We start from the raw sequence: 16,885 nt of genomic DNA, 5'->3' as shown, positions 1-16,885 counted from the left end.
CGGTAGGTATGTCAGTTTTTCACCGCATAAGCGTCGCTAAAGCCTTGGCCTTTGACCTTCTTGGTCAGCTGCGCCAAGTCAGACTTGCTCTGTGCAGGCCCCACAATCACGCGCCAGAAGGTTTTGCCATTGAGGCTTTGCTGCTTCACTGTCGGTATCATCCCGGCAGTGCGCATCGCGGTTGCCGTGTTGTTGGCGTTTTTCTCAACACTGAAAATCCCGATCTGCACATAGGGCTTGGCAAGAGACGAGGCCACAGGTGCAGGGGTAGCAGGCGCGACCACAGACGAAGCCGTCGCAGCGCTCTCTGCCGCATCAATCGCAGCACCCGCGCTCTCGATCGGGTCAAGCGAGGTTTCCGCAACAAACTCAGGCTCACTCAGCCCGGTTCCTGCGCCCTCTTCGGCCTCAACAGCCACTTCCTCACGGCGCAGAGCCGTCACGTTCAGCTCCTTGGGCGCGCCCGCAAGCATACCGAGCGCTTCTGCAGCATCAGATGAAATCTGCAAGCGCGGGCCAGGGTTCTCGCGCTCACGGCGGAACAAGGCCCCCACAACAAACTTGCCGTTGGCAGGGTTCCGGATAATCACGCGCTCAGGCTCTTTCACCTCAGGGTGCGCAACCCAAACACCACCAAGCGATGGACGTCCGTCCCAAAGGCCCGCTTCATTGACCTGAAACACTTCAGGGGCCTCGACATCCCGCTCCACTGTCTTCTGGGCAACGCCCGCTTGGGCTGTGCCAGCCTCAGCCTGCGGTTTGGGTTGAAACAGCGCAAATTGCTGCCCCTCTTCACATCCGGCCAAAACAAGCGCCGCTCCAAGCACAAGTCCAATCCGCCGCGTGCGCGCCGCTTTGCCCACTAAAGCCTGTGTCGCGATAGAAATTTGTTTCTGCATACTGCTCTCTGCCAAAATATCGTCAGGCTTTTCTGTGCTCAGCCCGCTCTCACCACATTTCGCGCTTTTTCATGCGCATTGCCCATGAGCTTAGCGTTTTAGGCCGCTTATGAAAAGTCTGCGCTTCACAATCGGCGTAAATTCGTCACCGAATTTGTCGCCTCTTTCGTCAGCAGCAAAAAAATCTCGCATCAAACTGTATTTTTGTGGTTTTCACCGCCGCAATCTCAGGCTATGGAAGCCGCGTCGGAGGAGTGGCAGAGTGGTTGAATGCACCGGTCTTGAAAACCGACGAGGGTTAACGCCCTCCGTGGGTTCGAATCCCACCTCCTCCGCCATCTAAACACGTGTTTAGAAATGAACAGGCCGCTTTGAGCGGCCTTTTTCATGGGCGAAAGGCTGTGCTGGCCGCGCCGACCCGTCAAAGCGCGGTTTACTTCAACACCTCAGGCGTCACATAGACGGTGCCGCCTTCAAGGCTGACCATCACTTCACCGTCCTGAATGTTCACCTGGAGCTGCATCGAGCGGCTGGCAAGCTCGGCCAAGGCTTGAGTGTTCTGCTCACTCAGGTTCACGACTTTGAGGTTGTCAAAGCGCGTGGTGCTGTTTTTGACTTTGTCCCACCACATCTCGGCGGTGCGCCCGCCATAGCAATAGACAACCACCTGCTTGGCCTTGCCGCAGGACTGGCGCAAGATTTTCTCGCTGGGCAGCCCCAAAGCCACCCAAACATCCAGTTCACCACTCAAGCTCTTCTGCCAGATATCAGGCTCGTCATCTGTCGAGAGGCCCTTTGTCATCTCCAAATGCTCATGCGCGTTGAGCGCAAACGCCAGAATGCGCACCATCAGCCGTTCGTCTGTCTCTGACGGGTGCTTGGCGACGGTCAGCTTGTGGCTTTCATAGTAGTGGCGGTCCATGTCCGACACAGACAGCTCAACTTTGTAGATGGTAGATTTCTGCGCCATGTGGCCGCGCTCCTGTAAAGATAGCGTTGCCTACTGCCTCTGATGCTTTTGTGAAAGCAGATAACGCCGCCTGGCTCACCCCAAAGGCCCAAGCACAATATCAGCCGCCCGCGCATGCGCTGCGACAAAATCTGCGTTTTTCATGTCGTTGTCCAAAGCCCGCGCACGCGCCGCCTCGGGGGGCAGTCCGTATTTCAGCCATCGGGCAATCAGGCGGCGTTCAAGTTCGTCGCGTGCCACCTCAAGAGACACCGTCAAATCAAACAGCCCCTCAAGTGCCGCCCAAGGCGCTGTGCGCAGCAAGAGATAGTTCCCTTCCACCAGCACAATACGGGTGCTTGCGCTCACCTGCCCACCGTCAGCGCGCGCGCAATCGGCTTGCCTGTCAAATGTCGGATAGCCCACCACGGGCGTGCGACGCACACGCTCCAACAGCTCCACAAACCCTAGCGCATCAAACGTCTCGGGCGCGCCTTTGCGCGCCAAGAGGCCACGCTCTCGCAAGATCGAATTATCAAGGTGAAATCCGTCCATCGGCAGAACGGACGCGCTTGGGCCGAGCTTTGAGGCAAGCTCTGCCGCCAACGTTGTCTTGCCAGAAGCGGGCGCACCTGCAATCGCAACAAGATAGCGGGCACACCCCGAAGCGCGGGCTTTGATCAGCTCAAGCAGTGCATCTGTGTTCATATCACGCAACACATTTCTCTATTGGCTGTGGGCCATTTCCGGAGCAGCTGGCGCTTGCGCAAGATAGGCGCTCAAAGCCGCCTCGCAGCCCTGCTCCCATATCAGCAAAAGCCACTGCTCAAAGGCCGCTGCAAAAGGCTCGGCCCCGGCCAAGTCGCCGTACAGGCTCTCTTGGGCCAGCCAGTGGCGGGGCGCAGCTTTGGCAGCCTTTGCCACCTCGGTCAAAGCGCTCCATTGCGGATCATTGGGCGCAATCTCGCTGCCGTCCTCGCGCGTGCCGGCACACATACGCGCCCAGAGCGCCTCCACCAGAGCAAGCCCCGAAACCGAGCGCCCCGCAGCAAGCTGGTCGCGCAGAATGGGCAGCACAAACCCCGTGTGGCGCGCCGAGCCGTCAAAGGCCACCCGCCGCGTGGTGTCGACAATACGCGGGTTGGCAAAGCGTGTTTCGATGAGCGACAGATACGCCTCAGGCGTGACCCCCGGCACAGGCGCAACCGTCTGGGTGATCTCGTCAGCCTGCACCTTACGAAACATCCCCGCAATCAGCGGATGCGCCATACAGCCAGAAATCGTGTCGATCCCGAGAACCTCCCCCACATTGGCAAGCACTTGGTGCCCCGCATTCAGAATGCGGATCTTCATCGCTTCATAGGAATGCACATCATCAGAGAAGGTCGCGCCGATCTTGTCCCAGTCAGGGCGGCCTGCGCAGAAATCGTCTTCAATCACCCACTGGCGATAGGCTTCATGGGTCACAGGCACGGCATCATCGATGCCAAACCCCTGCACCAGCGCTATTTCGCTAGGCCCCGTGGCTGGCGCAATGCAATCCACCATCGAGTTGGGAAAGCTCACTTGCGCCGCAATCCAGTCAGCCAGCGCAGGATCAGACAAACGCGCAAGCGAAACAACGGTTTGGCGCAATATGTCACCATTGCCTTGCAGGTTGTCACAGCTCAGGGCTGTAAACGGCCCTAGCCCCGCCTCACGGCGCAGCTTGAGCGCGGCAACCATCGCCCCAAAGGCTGTGCGTGGTGTCAGCGGATTGGCCGCATCATGCCGGATATCAGCATGGTGCGCATCAAAGCCCTTGGTCACAGGGTCAATGAAATAGCCGCTCTCTGTGACCGTAAGCGCGACGATGCGGATCGCTGCCGTAGCCATCTGCGCAATCAGCGCGCCATTGCCCTCTTCAATCGGCAGATAGTCAATCATAGAGCCGACAACCTCGGCCGCGCTTTCGGCAGGGTCGAGCTTGATCAACGTTGTCAGGCAGTCTTGCGCCAGTAGTTTTTCGCGCATTGCCGCATCATAGGGGCGCACACCCGCCCCAATAATGGCCCAATCCCGCGCCAGCCCCTCTTGCATGAGGCGGTGCAGATACCATGCCTGATGCGCGCGGTGAAAATTGCCCACCCCGATATGCACAATGCCTGGCGTCAGCGCCCCACGGTCATAGCGCGGATGCGCGACCTGAAGCGTCCCCAGAGTTGCATTGGAAAGTGAAATCAGCTCATCCATTGGCCACCGTCCACGTTATAGGTTTGTGCAACGACATAGTCGCTGTCGCTGCTCGCCAGAAAAACGGCCATACCCGTCAAATCGTCCGCGCGCCCCATCCGCCCATACGGAACGGCAGCGCCCACTTCGGCCTTCTTCTGGCCAAGCGGCTTGTTCTCGTGCTTTGCAAAGAAAGCATCCACACCATCCCAGTGCTCGCCATCCACCACACCGGGCGATATCGCATTCACGTTGATGCCATGTTCAATCAGGTTCAGCCCGGCAGACTGGGTGAGGCTGATCACAGCGGCCTTGGTCGCGCAGTAGACCGCAACAAGCGGCTCACCGCGCCGCCCCGCTTGGCTGGCCATGTTGATGATCTTGCCGCGCACGCCCTGCGCAATCATCTGGCGCGCCACCGCCTGCATCATAAAGAGCGTCCCTGTGACGTTGATGTCAAAAGCGCGGGCATGGTCTTCGCGGCTGATCTCGACAAGAGGCGCAGCGGTAAACACTGCCGCGTTGTTGACCAGAATATCAATCTGCCCAAGCTCGGCCACAGCCGCCGCCACACAAGCGTCGATGCTGGCCTGACGGGTCACATCAAGCTCCAGCGCAATCGCTCCCTCGCCCAGCTCAGCTGCCGTGGCCTCGGCCGCAGATATGTTGATATCGGCAATCACAACGCGCGCGCCCTCGGCGATATAGCGTGCAGCAAATGCCCGCCCGATCCCTCGGGCAGACCCCGTGATCAGAGCCGTCTTCCCCGCCAGCCGCATCAGTCTACCCGCAGTCCCTGCGCATCAAACTTATGCAGCTTATCAAGCTGCGGCGTCAGGAATATCTCGTCGCCGTGCTTCACAGGCAGCTCGCCATCCACGCGCACAGTCATCGGGTCACACCCCGGCACGCCATGAATGTGCAAAAAGGTATCAGAACCGAGGTGCTCGGCCACGCCCACAGTCGCTTTCCAAGTGCCTTCGGTTGAGGACACATCCACATGCTCAGGGCGGATACCGATGGTCGCAACACCATGTTTGGCCGCTTCCTCACCCTTGATCAGGTTCATCTTGGGAGAGCCGATAAAACCAGCCACAAACTCGTTGCAAGGCTTGTGATAAAGCTCAAGCGGGCTACCCACTTGCTCAATGAACCCCGCGCGCAACACCACGATACGATCCGCCATCGTCATCGCTTCAACCTGATCGTGGGTCACATAAACCATCGTGGTTTTCAGCTTCTTGTGCAGTTCCGAAATCTCCATCCGCATCCCGACACGCAAGGCCGCATCAAGGTTGGACAGGGGTTCATCAAACAGGAACGCCTGCGGCTCACGCACAATCGCACGGCCAATGGCCACCCGCTGGCGCTGCCCGCCCGAAAGCTGGCCCGGGCGGCGGTCGAGGTAATCGGTCAGGTTGAGGGCTTCGGCTGCCGCCGCAATACGGCGCTCCTGTTCCTCAAGCGGCACCTTTGCCATGCGCATCGGAAAGGCGATGTTCTTCTTCACCGACATATGCGGATAAAGCGCATATGACTGGAAAACCATCGCAAGGCCGCGCTTGGCAGGGGGCACATAGGTTGTGTCGGCCCCGTCAATTTCGATATGCCCTGAAGTGATGTCTTCCAGCCCAGCAATCAGGCGCAGAAGCGTTGACTTACCACAGCCCGAAGGGCCGACGAACACCGTAAATTCACCATCTTCAATCGTGAGATCAAGCGGCGGAATAACTTCCACTTCACCGAAGCGTTTTGACACCTGGCTGAGTTTGATTTGTCCCATTTTCTGGTCCTTCCTTATTTCACAGCGCCGAAGGTGAGGCCGCTGACGAGTTGTTTCTGGCTGAACCAGCCAAGGATAAGAATTGGCGCAATTGCCATTGTCGAAGCCGCACTCAGCTTGGCATAAAACAGGCCCTCAGGGCTTGAGTAGCTGGCAATAAAGGCCGTAAGCGGAGCCGCCTTGGCCGCTGTCAGGTTGAGCGTCCAGAAGGCCTCGTTCCAGGCCAGAATGACGTTCAACAAAATGGTCGAGGCAATGCCGGGAATGGCCATAGGCGTCAGCACATAAAGCACCTCTTCCTTCAGGCTCGCACCATCCATCCGCGCCGCTTCAAGGATCTCGCCGGGGATCTCTTTGAAGTAGGTGTAAAGCATCCAGACAATGATCGGCAGGTTGATCAGCATCAGAATAAAAACCAGAGCGATCTTGCTGTCCAGAATGCCGAACTGAATACAGATCAGATAGATCGGGTAAAGCACCCCCACCGCTGGCAGCATCTTGGTCGAGAGCATCCAAAGCAGGATATCCTTGGTGCGCTTTGAGGGCACAAAAGCCATCGACCACGCCGCAGGCACAGCAATCAGGATACCGAGAAAGGTGGAGCCCCCCGCAATGATGATCGAGTTCCACAAAAAGCGGCCATAGTTTGAGCGCTCAAGAACGTCTGCGTAGTTTTCCAGCGTCCAGTCAAACCCGAGGAAGATGGGCGGATCGGCAATCGCCTGCGCCTCGGTCTTGAAGCTGGTCAGGATCGTCCAGAGGATCGGAAAGAAGATCAACAAGCCAACGGCCCATGCGGCGGCGGTGTTGATGACCTTGCGTTGTTGGGTAATTGCGCGTGCCATGATGCCCTCCTTATTTGTCCAGGTTCTTGCCAACGATGCGCATCAGGAAGATGGCAACGATATTGGCGAGAATGATTGCATAGACGCCGCCCGCCGAGCCGAGGCCCACGTTCTGGCTTTCCAGCACGCGCTGGAAGATGAGATATGTCAGGGTCTTGGTGCCAAAAGCACCGCCCGTGGTGACAAAGATTTCCGCGAAGATCGACAGCAAGAAGATCGTCTGGATCAGCAGAACAACCGTAATCGCGCGGCCAAGATGCGGCATGGTGATAAAGGCAAACCGCTTGAGCGCAGGCGCCCCGTCCATCTCTGCGGCCTCCAGCTGTTCGCTGTCGAGCGACTGGATGGCTGTCAGCAAAATTAGCGTCGCAAAGGGCAGCCACTGCCACGAAACGATCATCACGATCGAGGTGAGTGAAGCCTGACTGAGCCACTCAACAGGCTGCGCGCCGAAAAACTCCCAAAGATGCGCCAGAAGGCCATAGTTGGGATCCATAAACATGTTCTTCCACACCAAGGCCGAAACCGTCGGCATGACAAAGAAAGGCGCAATCACAAGGATGCGCACAAAGCCCTGCCCCCACATCGGCTGGTTGAGCAAAATCGCCAGCAACACACCGAAAATGATGGTGATCAGAAGCACACCGCCCACAATCGTCAGTGTGGTCATCACCGAGGGCCAGAAGGCGCTCGAAGAGACAAAGCGCACGTAGTTGTCAAAGCCCACCCATCCAAGGTCACCGCCCCGCAGGGGCAGATATTTCTTGAACGAGAAATAGAGTGTCATTGTCAGGGGGACGAGCATCCACCCAAGAAGTAGAACCACCGCCGGAGCCATCATAAGGCGCGCCGCTGATCGGGAGTGATGAGTCGCCATGGGGCATATCTCCTCTGTTTGCGGACAAATGCCGCCTCAGATCATCGATAACATATTTTGAAATGGGGTGGCGGGGTAAGGGCGGCGCAATGCGCCACCCCCAGTCTTGCGCCGTTAGCGGTAGCCCGCAGCTTCCATCGCCTCGTTGGTGATGTCTTGTGCTTTGGCAAGCGCTTCTTCAACAGTCTGCTGGCCAGCGTAAGCCGCCGAGAACTCCTGGCTCACTTCTGTCGCAATCCCTGCAAACTCGGGGATCGCCGCGAACTGCACACCCACATAGGGCGAAGGCTCTACAGTCGAGTTCTGCGGGTCAGCCGACAGGATCGAGTCCAGTGTCATCTGTGCAAATGGCACTTTCTGATACTCCGGGTTCTCATAGAGCGACGTGCGCGCACCGGGAGGCACATTGGCCCAACCTTCGTTTGCAGCCACAAGCTCGATATAGTCTTTTGACGTTGCCCACTCGATGAACTCTTTGGCAGCCGCTTCGTTTTGCGTGCCAGCAGGGATCGCAAGCGCCCATGCCCAGAGCCAGTTGGAGCGTTTGCCAAGGCCGTTGTCAGGCGCAAGCGCAAAGCCGACTTTGTCAGCAACAGTCGAGTCGTCGGGGTTTGTCACAAAAGACGCCGCAACTGTGGCATCAATCCACATGCCGCATTTGCCTTGCTGGAAGAGCGAGAGGTTTTCGTTAAACCCGTTCGCCGCATAGCCCGCAGGGCCGCTTTCATCCATCATACCTTTGTAGAAGTTGAGCGTGTTGGCCCAGGCGTCTGTGTCAAACTGGGCGTTCCAGTCCATGTCAAACCAGCGCGCGCCAAAAGAGTTGGACATCGCTGTGATGAAAGCACCGCCCTCGCCCCAACCGGCCTTGCCACGCAGGCAGATGCCGTTGATGTCGTTGTCGCGGTCGGTCATGGCCGCAGCCGCCGAGCGGATGAACTCCCATGTTGGCGCGTCAGGCATGTCCATGCCAGCCGCTTCCATAAGGTCGGTACGATACATTATCATCGAGCTTTCGCCGTAGAAAGGCGCCGCAAAAAGCGTGCCATCGTGGCTCAAACCACCAGCCATTGCAGGCAGGATATCAGCTGCATCATAGTCGGCGCTCAGGTCGTTCAGGCCAACAAGCCAGCCGTTTGCCCCCCAGATCGGCGTTTCATACATGCCGATGGTCATGATGTCGAAAGTCCCGCCCTTGGTCGAGATGTCCGTCGTGACACGCTGGCGCAGAACATTCTCCTCAAGCGTGACCCACTCAACTTCATGGCCGGTCTTGGCTGTGAAATCGTCTGTGTAGCCTTGCATGCGGATCATGTCGCCATTGTTAACTGTGGCGATTGTGATCGTCTCAGCCATCAGGGCGCTGGCGCTGACAAGCGACATAGCCGTGGCTGCAAATAGTTTTGTCTTGATAGACATCCGTAGTCCTCCAATTCGGGATGATAGACCGAAGGTAGAGCAAACAGTAACGCGAGGTCAATATTATTTTAACGCGCGTAAAGAATTGATGTAAACATCTACTTTAACAAGCCCTTACGCAGAGTCCCGCATCACAAGAGAGCCTTCAAAGAGGGTCTCCTCACGCGTTGCAAGGCGCTCGCCTGTGTCCAATATCCTGAAAAGCGTGTTCGCTGCGCGATTCGCAATCGCTTCATAATCCTGCGCAATCGTCGTCAGAGACGGAGAGGTAAAGCGCGAGAACGGGTGGTCATCATGCCCCGCAATTCGCAGCGCAGCCCCCTCGCCATGGCCCACGCGGATGCCCAGATTATACGCCGCCGAAAGCATCCCGATGGCAAGGCGGTCATTGCTGCACAAGATCGTGTCGGTCTTGAAGCGGCCTTCATAAAGCAGCCGCCCCCCCTCCGAGCGCCCGATCTCCTCAAAGCCCCAGCCCTCGCCCTCGACCTGATAGATATGCGCCTCAAATCCGTGCTGCCCCATGCTCTCGAGGTAGGCCTGACGGCGCTTGTTGGCATTCGGGTTCAGCGGTGATTTCATCTCAAACAGGCAGGGCGGCTGACCACTGCGGCACAGATATTCAACGATCAGATCAACGCTCTGGAAGTTATCTGTGCCCACAAAAGCCTCGCACAGCCCGTCGACATTGGCGTCAAACAGCACCACAGGCACATCTTTGCTAAAGTGCTCGATCTCCTTGCGGTCAGACACTCGGCCAAAAGGCGCAAACAAGACACCCGCAGGCTTGAGCGAGCGCAGCGCTTCAAGGTTGCGGCTTTCCTGCTCGGGGTTCCCGTGGGAGCTCATCAATATGGGGCTATAGCCCGCCGCAAGGCAGGCAAGCTCTACAACACGTCCGATCTCGGAGAAAAACGGGTCTGCAAGGTTGGGCAGCACCACGCCAATGTTACGCGTCGTACGTCGGTTCTGGTTCACCGCATAAACATTGGGCCGGTAGTCATATTGCGTCAGCGCCAGCTCGACCTTTTCCCGGGTGGATTGGCGCACGCTCTCTGGATCGTTGAAGTATTTGGACAGCGTGGGGCGCGAAATGCCGCTCACCGCTGCAAACTCTTCCATGTTTTTGATTTTCTGCAAAATACGCTTTCCCGAAAGTTTCCCCAAACACTACGCGAGTAAATATTTCTCAAATATGATCACTCTGGCCCAAAAGACAAGCCCGCATCCTTTGCATACAAAAGAGCGGGCTTGATAGCTTGGTCAAAAAGCGTGGAAAATCAGCCTGTCAGCTTGGCCAAAAGACCACGGGTCGAAGCATCCTTGCCCTCGGCCGATGCCCCCAGAACCATGGGCAAAAGCGCATTGGACAGCTCTTTGCCAAGCTCCACGCCCCATTGGTCAAACGAGTTGATCCCCCAGATCACCCCTTCAACAAACACACGGTGTTCATAAAGCGCGATGATCTGGCCCAGCACAAAGGGTGTAAGCTTCTGATAGGCCAGCGTCACAGAGGGGCGGTTGCCTGCAAAAACACGCTGCGCAGCTTGCCGCGCCTGCGCCTCGCCCTCAAAGCCCAGATCCGCCGCAATCTGCATCGCCGTCTCAAGAGAGCGCCCCACCATCAGCGCTTCTGATTGCGCCAGGCAGTTGGCCTTCAGCAGCGCATGATGCTGCGCAAGTCCCGCCTCATGCCCCTCCGCGGCAATCAGAAACTCCGCAGGGATCACATCACAGCCTTGGTGCAACAGCTGGTAAAACGCGTGCTGCCCGTTTGTGCCGGGCTCGCCCCAGACCACAGGCCCGGATTTCTGCGCCAGCGCTGCACCGTTCAGGCCCACGCTCTTGCCGTTGCTCTCCATATCAAGCTGCTGCAAGTAAGCGGGCAGCCGCGACAACCGCTGATCATAGGGCAAGACAGCCCGCGTGCCATAGCCGCAGATGTTGCGATGCCAGATCCCGACCAGCGCCAGCAGCATCGGCAGGTTGCGCGCCAAAGGAGCGCTCACAAAGTGACGGTCCATTGCCCCCGCCCCCGCGAGAAACGCGCGGAAATCCTCAGCCCCCACTGCCAACATAATCGGCAGACCCACAGGCCCCCAAAGCGAGTAGCGCCCACCGACCCAGTCGGCAAAGCCAAACACCCGCTCAGGCGCAATGCCCATATTGGCCGTCAGCTCAAGCGCGGTCGAAACAGCCGCCAGATGCGCGCCAATCTCTGGCCCCACGCCCGCGCCCAACCAGTCAAGCACCGTCTCGGCGTTGGTCATGGTTTCAATCGTGGTAAAGGTCTTTGACGCCACAATCACCAGCGTCGTTTCAGGGTTCAGCCCCTGCAAAATATCAGCCGCATGGGCGCCATCAACGTTGGAAATAAAGTGGCAGCGCGGCCCGTCATGATAGGGAGCCAGCGCAAGCGTCGCCATCACAGGCCCAAGGTTAGAGCCGCCAATCCCGATGTTGATCACATCGGTAAAGCGCGCGCCGTTTTGCGCCGCAATTGTGCCCTCGCGCACGCCCTCTGCAAAGGCCTCCATACGCGCAAGCGTCTGGGCAATCGCAGGGCGCACATCAGCGCCATCAACCATGAGCGGCGCGCTATCGTCTGCGCGCAGCGCCGTGTGCAAGACAGCGCGCCCCTCGGTCTCGTTGATCTTCTCCCCCGCAAACATCGCCGCGCGCTTCTCGGTCACGCCCGCGGCCTCGGCAAGCTCCATCAAAAGCGCCAGCGCCGCTGGGTCGATGTTGGTTTTTGACGCATCCAGCAGCAAGCCATCCGCCTCTGCAGCAAACTGATCAAAGCGCGCAGAATCTTCCAGCAAGGAGACGATCTTGCGCTCTGACGTTTCGGCTCGGTTGGCGGCAAGCTGCTCCCAAAGCCCTGTCATGACGGCTGGCCCAGCTGTGCCGCCGCACGCGCCAGCGCCTCTATTCCCGCCCAGTCGCCCTTGTCGACCATGGCTTGCGGCGCAACCCAGCTTCCCCCCGCGCAGAGCACGTTGGGCAGGCTGAGATATGTCTCGGCATTGTCAGGGCTTACGCCCCCTGTGGGGCAAAAGCGGATCTGGGGCAAAGGCGCGCCAATCGCCTTGAGCGCAGGCGCACCGCCCGAAGCCTCGGCCGGGAAAAACTTGAGCATGTCATAGCCCCGCGCCAGAAGCCGCATCGCCTCGCTGGCCGTGGCAGCCCCGGGCAAAAGCGGCAGGCCCTCGGCCTCGCAGGCGGCCAGAAGCTCGTCTGTTGCCCCCGGCGACACACCAAATGTCGCGCCAGCGGCCTTGGCTGCGCGCACATCTTCAGGGGTGATCAACGTGCCAGCCCCCACGTGTCCGCCGCTCACCTCGGCCATGGCCGAGATCGCAGCAAGCGCGGCAGGCGTGCGCAATGTCACTTCCAGCGCAGGCAAGCCACCCGCCACAAGCGCCTCGGCCAAAGCCCGCGCTTTGCCCGCGTCATGTACAACAAGCACAGGCACAATAGGGGCCATCGCACAAATTTCGCGGGTGCGTGCACTCGCCTCTTTGGGGGATAGGATCATGAGTTACTCTCCAAATATACTGGCGCCATCCGTGGCCGCGCCGACTGTGTTGCGGAACATAGAAAAGAGCTCGCGCCCCGTGCCCCATTGTGCCGACGACAGGTCAGCCGTGGCATCGGCGCGCGCATCAACGCCCTCGGCCAGAATATCAAGCGTCCCCGCCTCGCCATCCACACGCACGATGTCCCCGTCCTGCACCCGTGCAATCGGCCCGCCGTCAACAGCCTCTGGCGAAACATGGATCGCCGCGGGCACTTTGCCCGACGCGCCCGACATACGCCCGTCTGTCACCAGCGCCACTTTGTAGCCCTTGCCCTGCAAGATCGACAAAAGCGGCGTCAGGCTGTGCAGCTCGGGCATCCCGTTGGCCTTCGGCCCCTGAAAGCGCACGATCACAACAGTGTCGCCCGTAAACTCACCGGCCTTGAACGCAGCCTTCACAGACTCCTGGTCTGCAAACACGCGCGCGGGTGCTTCCACAATACGGTTCTCTGGCGCAACAGCCGAGACCTTCATCACCGCCGTGCCAAGCGAACCAGACATGCGCTTCAAGCCGCCCGTTGGCTGGAACGGATCAGCAGAGGGGCGCAAGATGCGGTCGTTCAGGCTCGCAACAGGGCCATCTCTCCAAGACAGCGCGCCATCGGCATAGACAGGGTCTTTCGTGTAGTGCTCAAGCCCCTCCCCCGCGACAGTCTTTACATCTGGGTGCAAGAAGCCCTCTTTGAGCAGATCACCGATCATATACCCAAGCCCGCCTGCGGCGTGGAAATGGTTCACATCGGCCAAACCGTTGGGATAGACCCGCGCCATAAGCGGCGTCACATCCGAAATCTCGGAGAAGTCTTCCCAATCAAGGATGATCCCGCCAGCCCGCGCCATTGCCACAAGGTGGATCAACAGGTTGGTCGAGCCGCCCGTTGCATTCAGCCCGACGATCCCGTTCACAAAGGCCCGCTCATCCAGAATATCGCAGGTCGGCGTGTAGACCTCGCCCAAAGCACTCAGCGACAAGGCCCGCTGCGCGCCATAGCGCGTGAGCGCCTCGCGCAACGGTGTATTCGGGCTGACAAAGCTTGAACCGGGAAGATGCATCCCCATGAATTCCATCAACATCTGGTTGGTGTTGGCCGTGCCATAAAACGTGCACGTGCCGGGGCCGTGGTAGGCTGCCATCTCGGCCGCCATAAGCGCATCGCGCCCCACTTCGCCCGCCGCAAACTGCTGGCGCACCTTGGCCTTCTCGTCGTTAGACAGCCCGCTTGTCATCGGCCCTGCTGGCAAAAAGACCGCAGGCAAATGTCCAAACGCCTGCGCCGCAATCACCAGCCCGGGCACGATCTTGTCACAGACACCAAGGAAGACGGCGGCATCAAATGTGTTGTGGCTCAGCGCGACAGAGGCCGCCAGAGCGATCACATCACGCGAAAAGAGCGAAAGCTCCATGCCCGCTTCGCCCTGTGTCACGCCATCACACATCGCAGGCACACCGCCCGCAACCTGCGCTGTCCCGCCGATCTCGCGCACAGCCGCCTTGATGACATCAGGATAAGGCGCAAAGGGCTGATGGGCTGACAGCATGTCATTATAGGCCGTGACAATACCAAGGTTGCCCGAGCTGCCATCGCTCAGCCTGTCCTTGTCATCGCCCGATGCGGCATAGGCATGTGCCTGCCCGCTGCACGACAGGTGCCCGCGTGCAGGCCCCTTTGCGCGCGCGGCGGCCATATGCTCAAGGTATTTTCCGCGCGGGCCTTCGCTGCGCGCAATGATCCGCTCTGTCACGCGGTGAATGGTCGAATTCAATGTCATATCCGTGCCTCTCAATTCAGTTCCCGCCAGCGGCGGCCATCGCGGTGCAGCAGCATAAGGGCATCATCCGGCCCCGCGCCTCCCGCGTCATATTCAGCTGGCTTTGCGCCAGTGTTCTCCCACCCCTTCACAATCGGGTCGGCCCAGGCCCATGCCGCCTCAACCTCGTCACCGCGCATAAACAACGTCTGATCGCCCCGGATCACATCCATAATCAGGCGCTCATAGGCGTCTTGCGCATCGGTCTCATGCTCCAGCGCGTCAGCAAAGGTCATGTCCAGCGTCACCTCGGCAAGGCGGAAGCCACCAGGCCCCGGCTCCTTGATCGTGTTGCGCAGGGTAATGCCCTCATCAGGCTGCAACTTGATGATCAGCGCATTGCCACGGCGCGCTTCCATTTCAGGAAAGATCATATGCGGTGGATCGCGAAACACCACAGCAATTTCCGAGCTTCGCGCCCGCAGCTTCTTACCTGTGCGCAGGTAAAAAGGCGTGCCCGCCCAGCGCCAGTTGCCAATATTCACCTTCATCGCAACAAAGCTCTCGGTGCGGCTCTGCGCATCGCCCGCATGGTCACGGTAGCTGCCTTCACCGCCCTTGGCGCGGTACTGGCCGCGCACAATGTCACTCTGGCCAACAGGCTCAAGCGCTTCGATCACTTTTACCTTCTCGTCGCGCACCGCATTGGGCGTAAACTTCGAGGGCGGCTCCATGGCCGTAAGGCACAAAAGCTGCATCAGGTGGTTTTGCACCATATCGCGCATCGCACCCGACTTGTCATAATACTCGCCGCGTCCATCCACCCCGAGGCTTTCCGCCACGGTGATCTGAACATGGTCAATATGGGTTGCGTTCCAGAGCGGCTCCCACAGCGCATTGGCAAAGCGCAGCGCCATAAGGTTCTGCACCGTTTCTTTGCCAAGGTAATGGTCGATGCGGTAAATCTGGCTTTCCGAAAAGCTGCGCCGCAAGTCGGCATTGAGCGCCTCGGCTGACTTCAGGTCGTGGCCAAACGGTTTTTCCACCACAATACGGCTGTCAGGCGTGGCAATCTTGTGAGCGTGCAAGCTCTGCGCAATCACCCCGAACAGCGCAGGCGACACCGAGAGGTAAAACGCGCGCACAACACCGTCACGCAGCTTTGCGCCAAGCTCGGCCCAGCCGCTATCGCCCGTGGCGTCGACAGTGACATAGCTGATCTTTTCAAGAAACGTCGCCACCAGCGCAGCATCTCCCGCCGCACTGGGCGAAAATGCCGCGAGGCTTTCCGCCACCTGAGCACGAAAGCCCGCCTCATCCATCTCGCTGCGCGCCACGCCGATGATGCGGGCCTCTTCAGGCATCTGCCCCACAGCAAAGCGGTGGAACAGCCCCGGCAAAATCTTGCGCTGCGCCAAGTCGCCGCTGGCCCCGAACACAACGAGGTCAAACGGCTCGACAGGAATAACTCTGGAAACCATCGCTCAGCTCGCCATCTGCATATCAGTGTCGCGCATCAAGCGACCCATCCGCGCGCCGGTGTCGAGCATACGGTTGGAGAAGCCCCATTCGTTGTCATACCAGCTCACCACACGGATCATCCCGCCGTCTGTCACCGAAGTCTGCGCCGCCGCAAAGCACGACGAATGCGGATCATGGTTGAAATCAACCGAGACCAGCGGATCAACCTCATAGGACAGAACCCCCGCCAGCGCGCCCTCGGCGGCCTCGGCGATTGCTGCGTTTACCGCATCCGCCGTGGCCGCGCGCTCGGGCATGAAGCAGAGATCAACCATCGAGACATTGGGAGTCGGAACCCGCACAGCAGAGCCTTCCAGCTTGCCCGCCAATTGCGGCAACACCAGCGAAATGGCCTTGGCCGCCCCTGTCGACGTCGGCACCATCGAAACAGAGGCCGCGCGTGCGCGGTAGAGGTCTTTGTGGTTGGTGTCATGGCTGGGCTGATCGCCCGTAAAGGCGTGGATCGTGGTCATGTAACCTGTCTTGATCCCGAATGCGCGGTCAAGCACCATCGCCACAGGCGCAAGGCAGTTGGTTGTGCAGGACGCATTAGAGACAATCACATCCTCTGAGGTCAGCTCGGTGTGGTTCACACCATACACTACCGTACGGTCAGCCTCTTTCCCGGGCGCAGAAATCAGCACCCGCTTTGAGCCATTGGCCAAATGCCGCGCCGCAGCCGTGCGGTCGGTGAACAGGCCAGTGCATTCATAGGCCACATCAACATCGGCCCAAGGCAGCTCTTCAGGGGTGCGGATCGCGGTGAGGCGAATGGCCCGCGCGCCCACATGCAGCACATCGCCCTCAACCCAGACATGCGCGGCGAGACGCCCGTGGACACTGTCATACTTGAGCAGATGCGCGATATTTTCCGCAGGAGCCAGATCATTGATCGCCACCACCTCGATCTCGCTGTCGCCCCGCTCGATCAGGGCGCGCAGAACACCGCGCCCGATACGTCCAAAACCGTTGATTGCAATCTTGAGTGTCATAATCGTCTCCTTTTCGGCGCTAAGTTAGCGCTAACATTTCCGTAAATAAGGGGCCAGATA

The 16,885-nt window shown here is 59.1% G+C and carries 15 protein-coding genes and 1 tRNA gene; 1 reads left to right on the top strand and 15 read right to left on the bottom strand.

Translation table 11 applies throughout. The annotated features are described in order from the left end of the window. Positions 1–11: 11 nt before the first annotated feature. Positions 12–899, bottom strand: coding sequence for an SPOR domain-containing protein (locus ACTG3X_RS05465; protein WP_439110229.1), 888 nt, complete (start codon positions 897–899; stop codon positions 12–14). A 248-nt stretch (positions 900–1,147) separates the two neighbouring features. Between ACTG3X_RS05465 and ACTG3X_RS05460 the strand changes: the two genes are divergently transcribed. Continuing rightward, a tRNA-Ser gene (locus ACTG3X_RS05460) sits at positions 1,148–1,237 on the top strand. A gap of 95 nt (positions 1,238–1,332) precedes the next feature. Here the strand turns inward: ACTG3X_RS05460 and ACTG3X_RS05455 are convergent. The 14 genes from ACTG3X_RS05455 to gap all read right to left on the bottom strand — a co-directional run bounded on the left by ACTG3X_RS05455 (position 1,333) and on the right by gap (position 16,825). Further along, positions 1,333–1,869 carry a YaeQ family protein gene (locus ACTG3X_RS05455; RefSeq protein ID WP_439110228.1) on the bottom strand — a complete coding sequence of 179 codons (537 nt, stop codon included), beginning with the start codon at positions 1,867–1,869 and terminating at the stop codon, positions 1,333–1,335. Positions 1,870–1,944: 75 nt separating this feature from the next. Then, positions 1,945–2,556, bottom strand: coding sequence for a hypothetical protein (locus ACTG3X_RS05450; RefSeq protein ID WP_439110227.1), 612 nt, complete (start codon positions 2,554–2,556; stop codon positions 1,945–1,947). An 18-nt stretch (positions 2,557–2,574) separates the two neighbouring features. Beyond that, a complete protein-coding gene (locus ACTG3X_RS05445; protein WP_439110226.1) occupies positions 2,575–4,080 on the bottom strand; it encodes a mannitol dehydrogenase family protein in 1,506 nt (501 codons plus the stop codon). Further along, entirely contained in the window at positions 4,068–4,841 is a 774-nt protein-coding gene (locus ACTG3X_RS05440; protein ID WP_439110308.1) for an L-iditol 2-dehydrogenase, read from the bottom strand. Before ACTG3X_RS05440 ends, ACTG3X_RS05445 begins: the two co-directional genes overlap by 13 nt. Then, positions 4,838–5,842: an ABC transporter ATP-binding protein gene (locus ACTG3X_RS05435; RefSeq protein ID WP_439110225.1), complete on the bottom strand. Its 1,005-nt coding sequence runs from the start codon at positions 5,840–5,842 to the stop codon at positions 4,838–4,840. Before ACTG3X_RS05435 ends, ACTG3X_RS05440 begins: the two co-directional genes overlap by 4 nt. A 14-nt stretch (positions 5,843–5,856) precedes the next feature. Then, complete coding sequence (locus ACTG3X_RS05430; protein WP_439110224.1) at positions 5,857–6,687, bottom strand: carbohydrate ABC transporter permease; 831 nt, start codon at positions 6,685–6,687, stop codon at positions 5,857–5,859. A gap of 10 nt (positions 6,688–6,697) precedes the next feature. Continuing rightward, positions 6,698–7,564, bottom strand: a complete 867-nt coding sequence (locus ACTG3X_RS05425) for a carbohydrate ABC transporter permease (RefSeq protein WP_439110223.1) — start codon at positions 7,562–7,564, stop codon at positions 6,698–6,700. 114 nt (positions 7,565–7,678) lie between these two features. Further along, complete coding sequence (locus ACTG3X_RS05420; RefSeq protein WP_439110222.1) at positions 7,679–8,983, bottom strand: ABC transporter substrate-binding protein; 1,305 nt, start codon at positions 8,981–8,983, stop codon at positions 7,679–7,681. Between the two features lie 114 nt (positions 8,984–9,097). Beyond that, a complete protein-coding gene (locus tag ACTG3X_RS05415) occupies positions 9,098–10,105 on the bottom strand; it encodes a LacI family DNA-binding transcriptional regulator (protein WP_439110307.1) in 1,008 nt (335 codons plus the stop codon). A gap of 158 nt (positions 10,106–10,263) precedes the next feature. Then, on the bottom strand, positions 10,264–11,871 hold the full coding sequence (pgi, locus tag ACTG3X_RS05410) for a glucose-6-phosphate isomerase (protein ID WP_439110221.1): 1,608 nt from the start codon (positions 11,869–11,871) through the stop codon (positions 10,264–10,266). Further along, complete coding sequence (gene eda, locus ACTG3X_RS05405) at positions 11,868–12,521, bottom strand: bifunctional 4-hydroxy-2-oxoglutarate aldolase/2-dehydro-3-deoxy-phosphogluconate aldolase (RefSeq protein ID WP_439110220.1); 654 nt, start codon at positions 12,519–12,521, stop codon at positions 11,868–11,870. The genes pgi and eda overlap by 4 nt, the downstream gene beginning before the upstream one ends. Before the next feature lie 3 nt (positions 12,522–12,524). Then, on the bottom strand, positions 12,525–14,333 hold the full coding sequence (gene edd / locus ACTG3X_RS05400; protein ID WP_439110219.1) for a phosphogluconate dehydratase: 1,809 nt from the start codon (positions 14,331–14,333) through the stop codon (positions 12,525–12,527). 11 nt (positions 14,334–14,344) lie between these two features. Beyond that, entirely contained in the window at positions 14,345–15,793 is a 1,449-nt protein-coding gene (gene zwf / locus ACTG3X_RS05395; RefSeq protein WP_439110218.1) for a glucose-6-phosphate dehydrogenase, read from the bottom strand. A gap of 3 nt (positions 15,794–15,796) precedes the next feature. Further along, a complete protein-coding gene (gap, locus tag ACTG3X_RS05390; RefSeq protein ID WP_439110217.1) occupies positions 15,797–16,825 on the bottom strand; it encodes a type I glyceraldehyde-3-phosphate dehydrogenase in 1,029 nt (342 codons plus the stop codon). Between the last annotated feature and the right edge of the window lie 60 nt (positions 16,826–16,885).

This window comes from Lentibacter sp. (assembly GCF_965658795.1).
In the GTDB taxonomy this organism is placed as follows: domain Bacteria; phylum Pseudomonadota; class Alphaproteobacteria; order Rhodobacterales; family Rhodobacteraceae; genus Lentibacter.
This window is presented reverse-complemented; position numbering and strand designations above follow the sequence as displayed.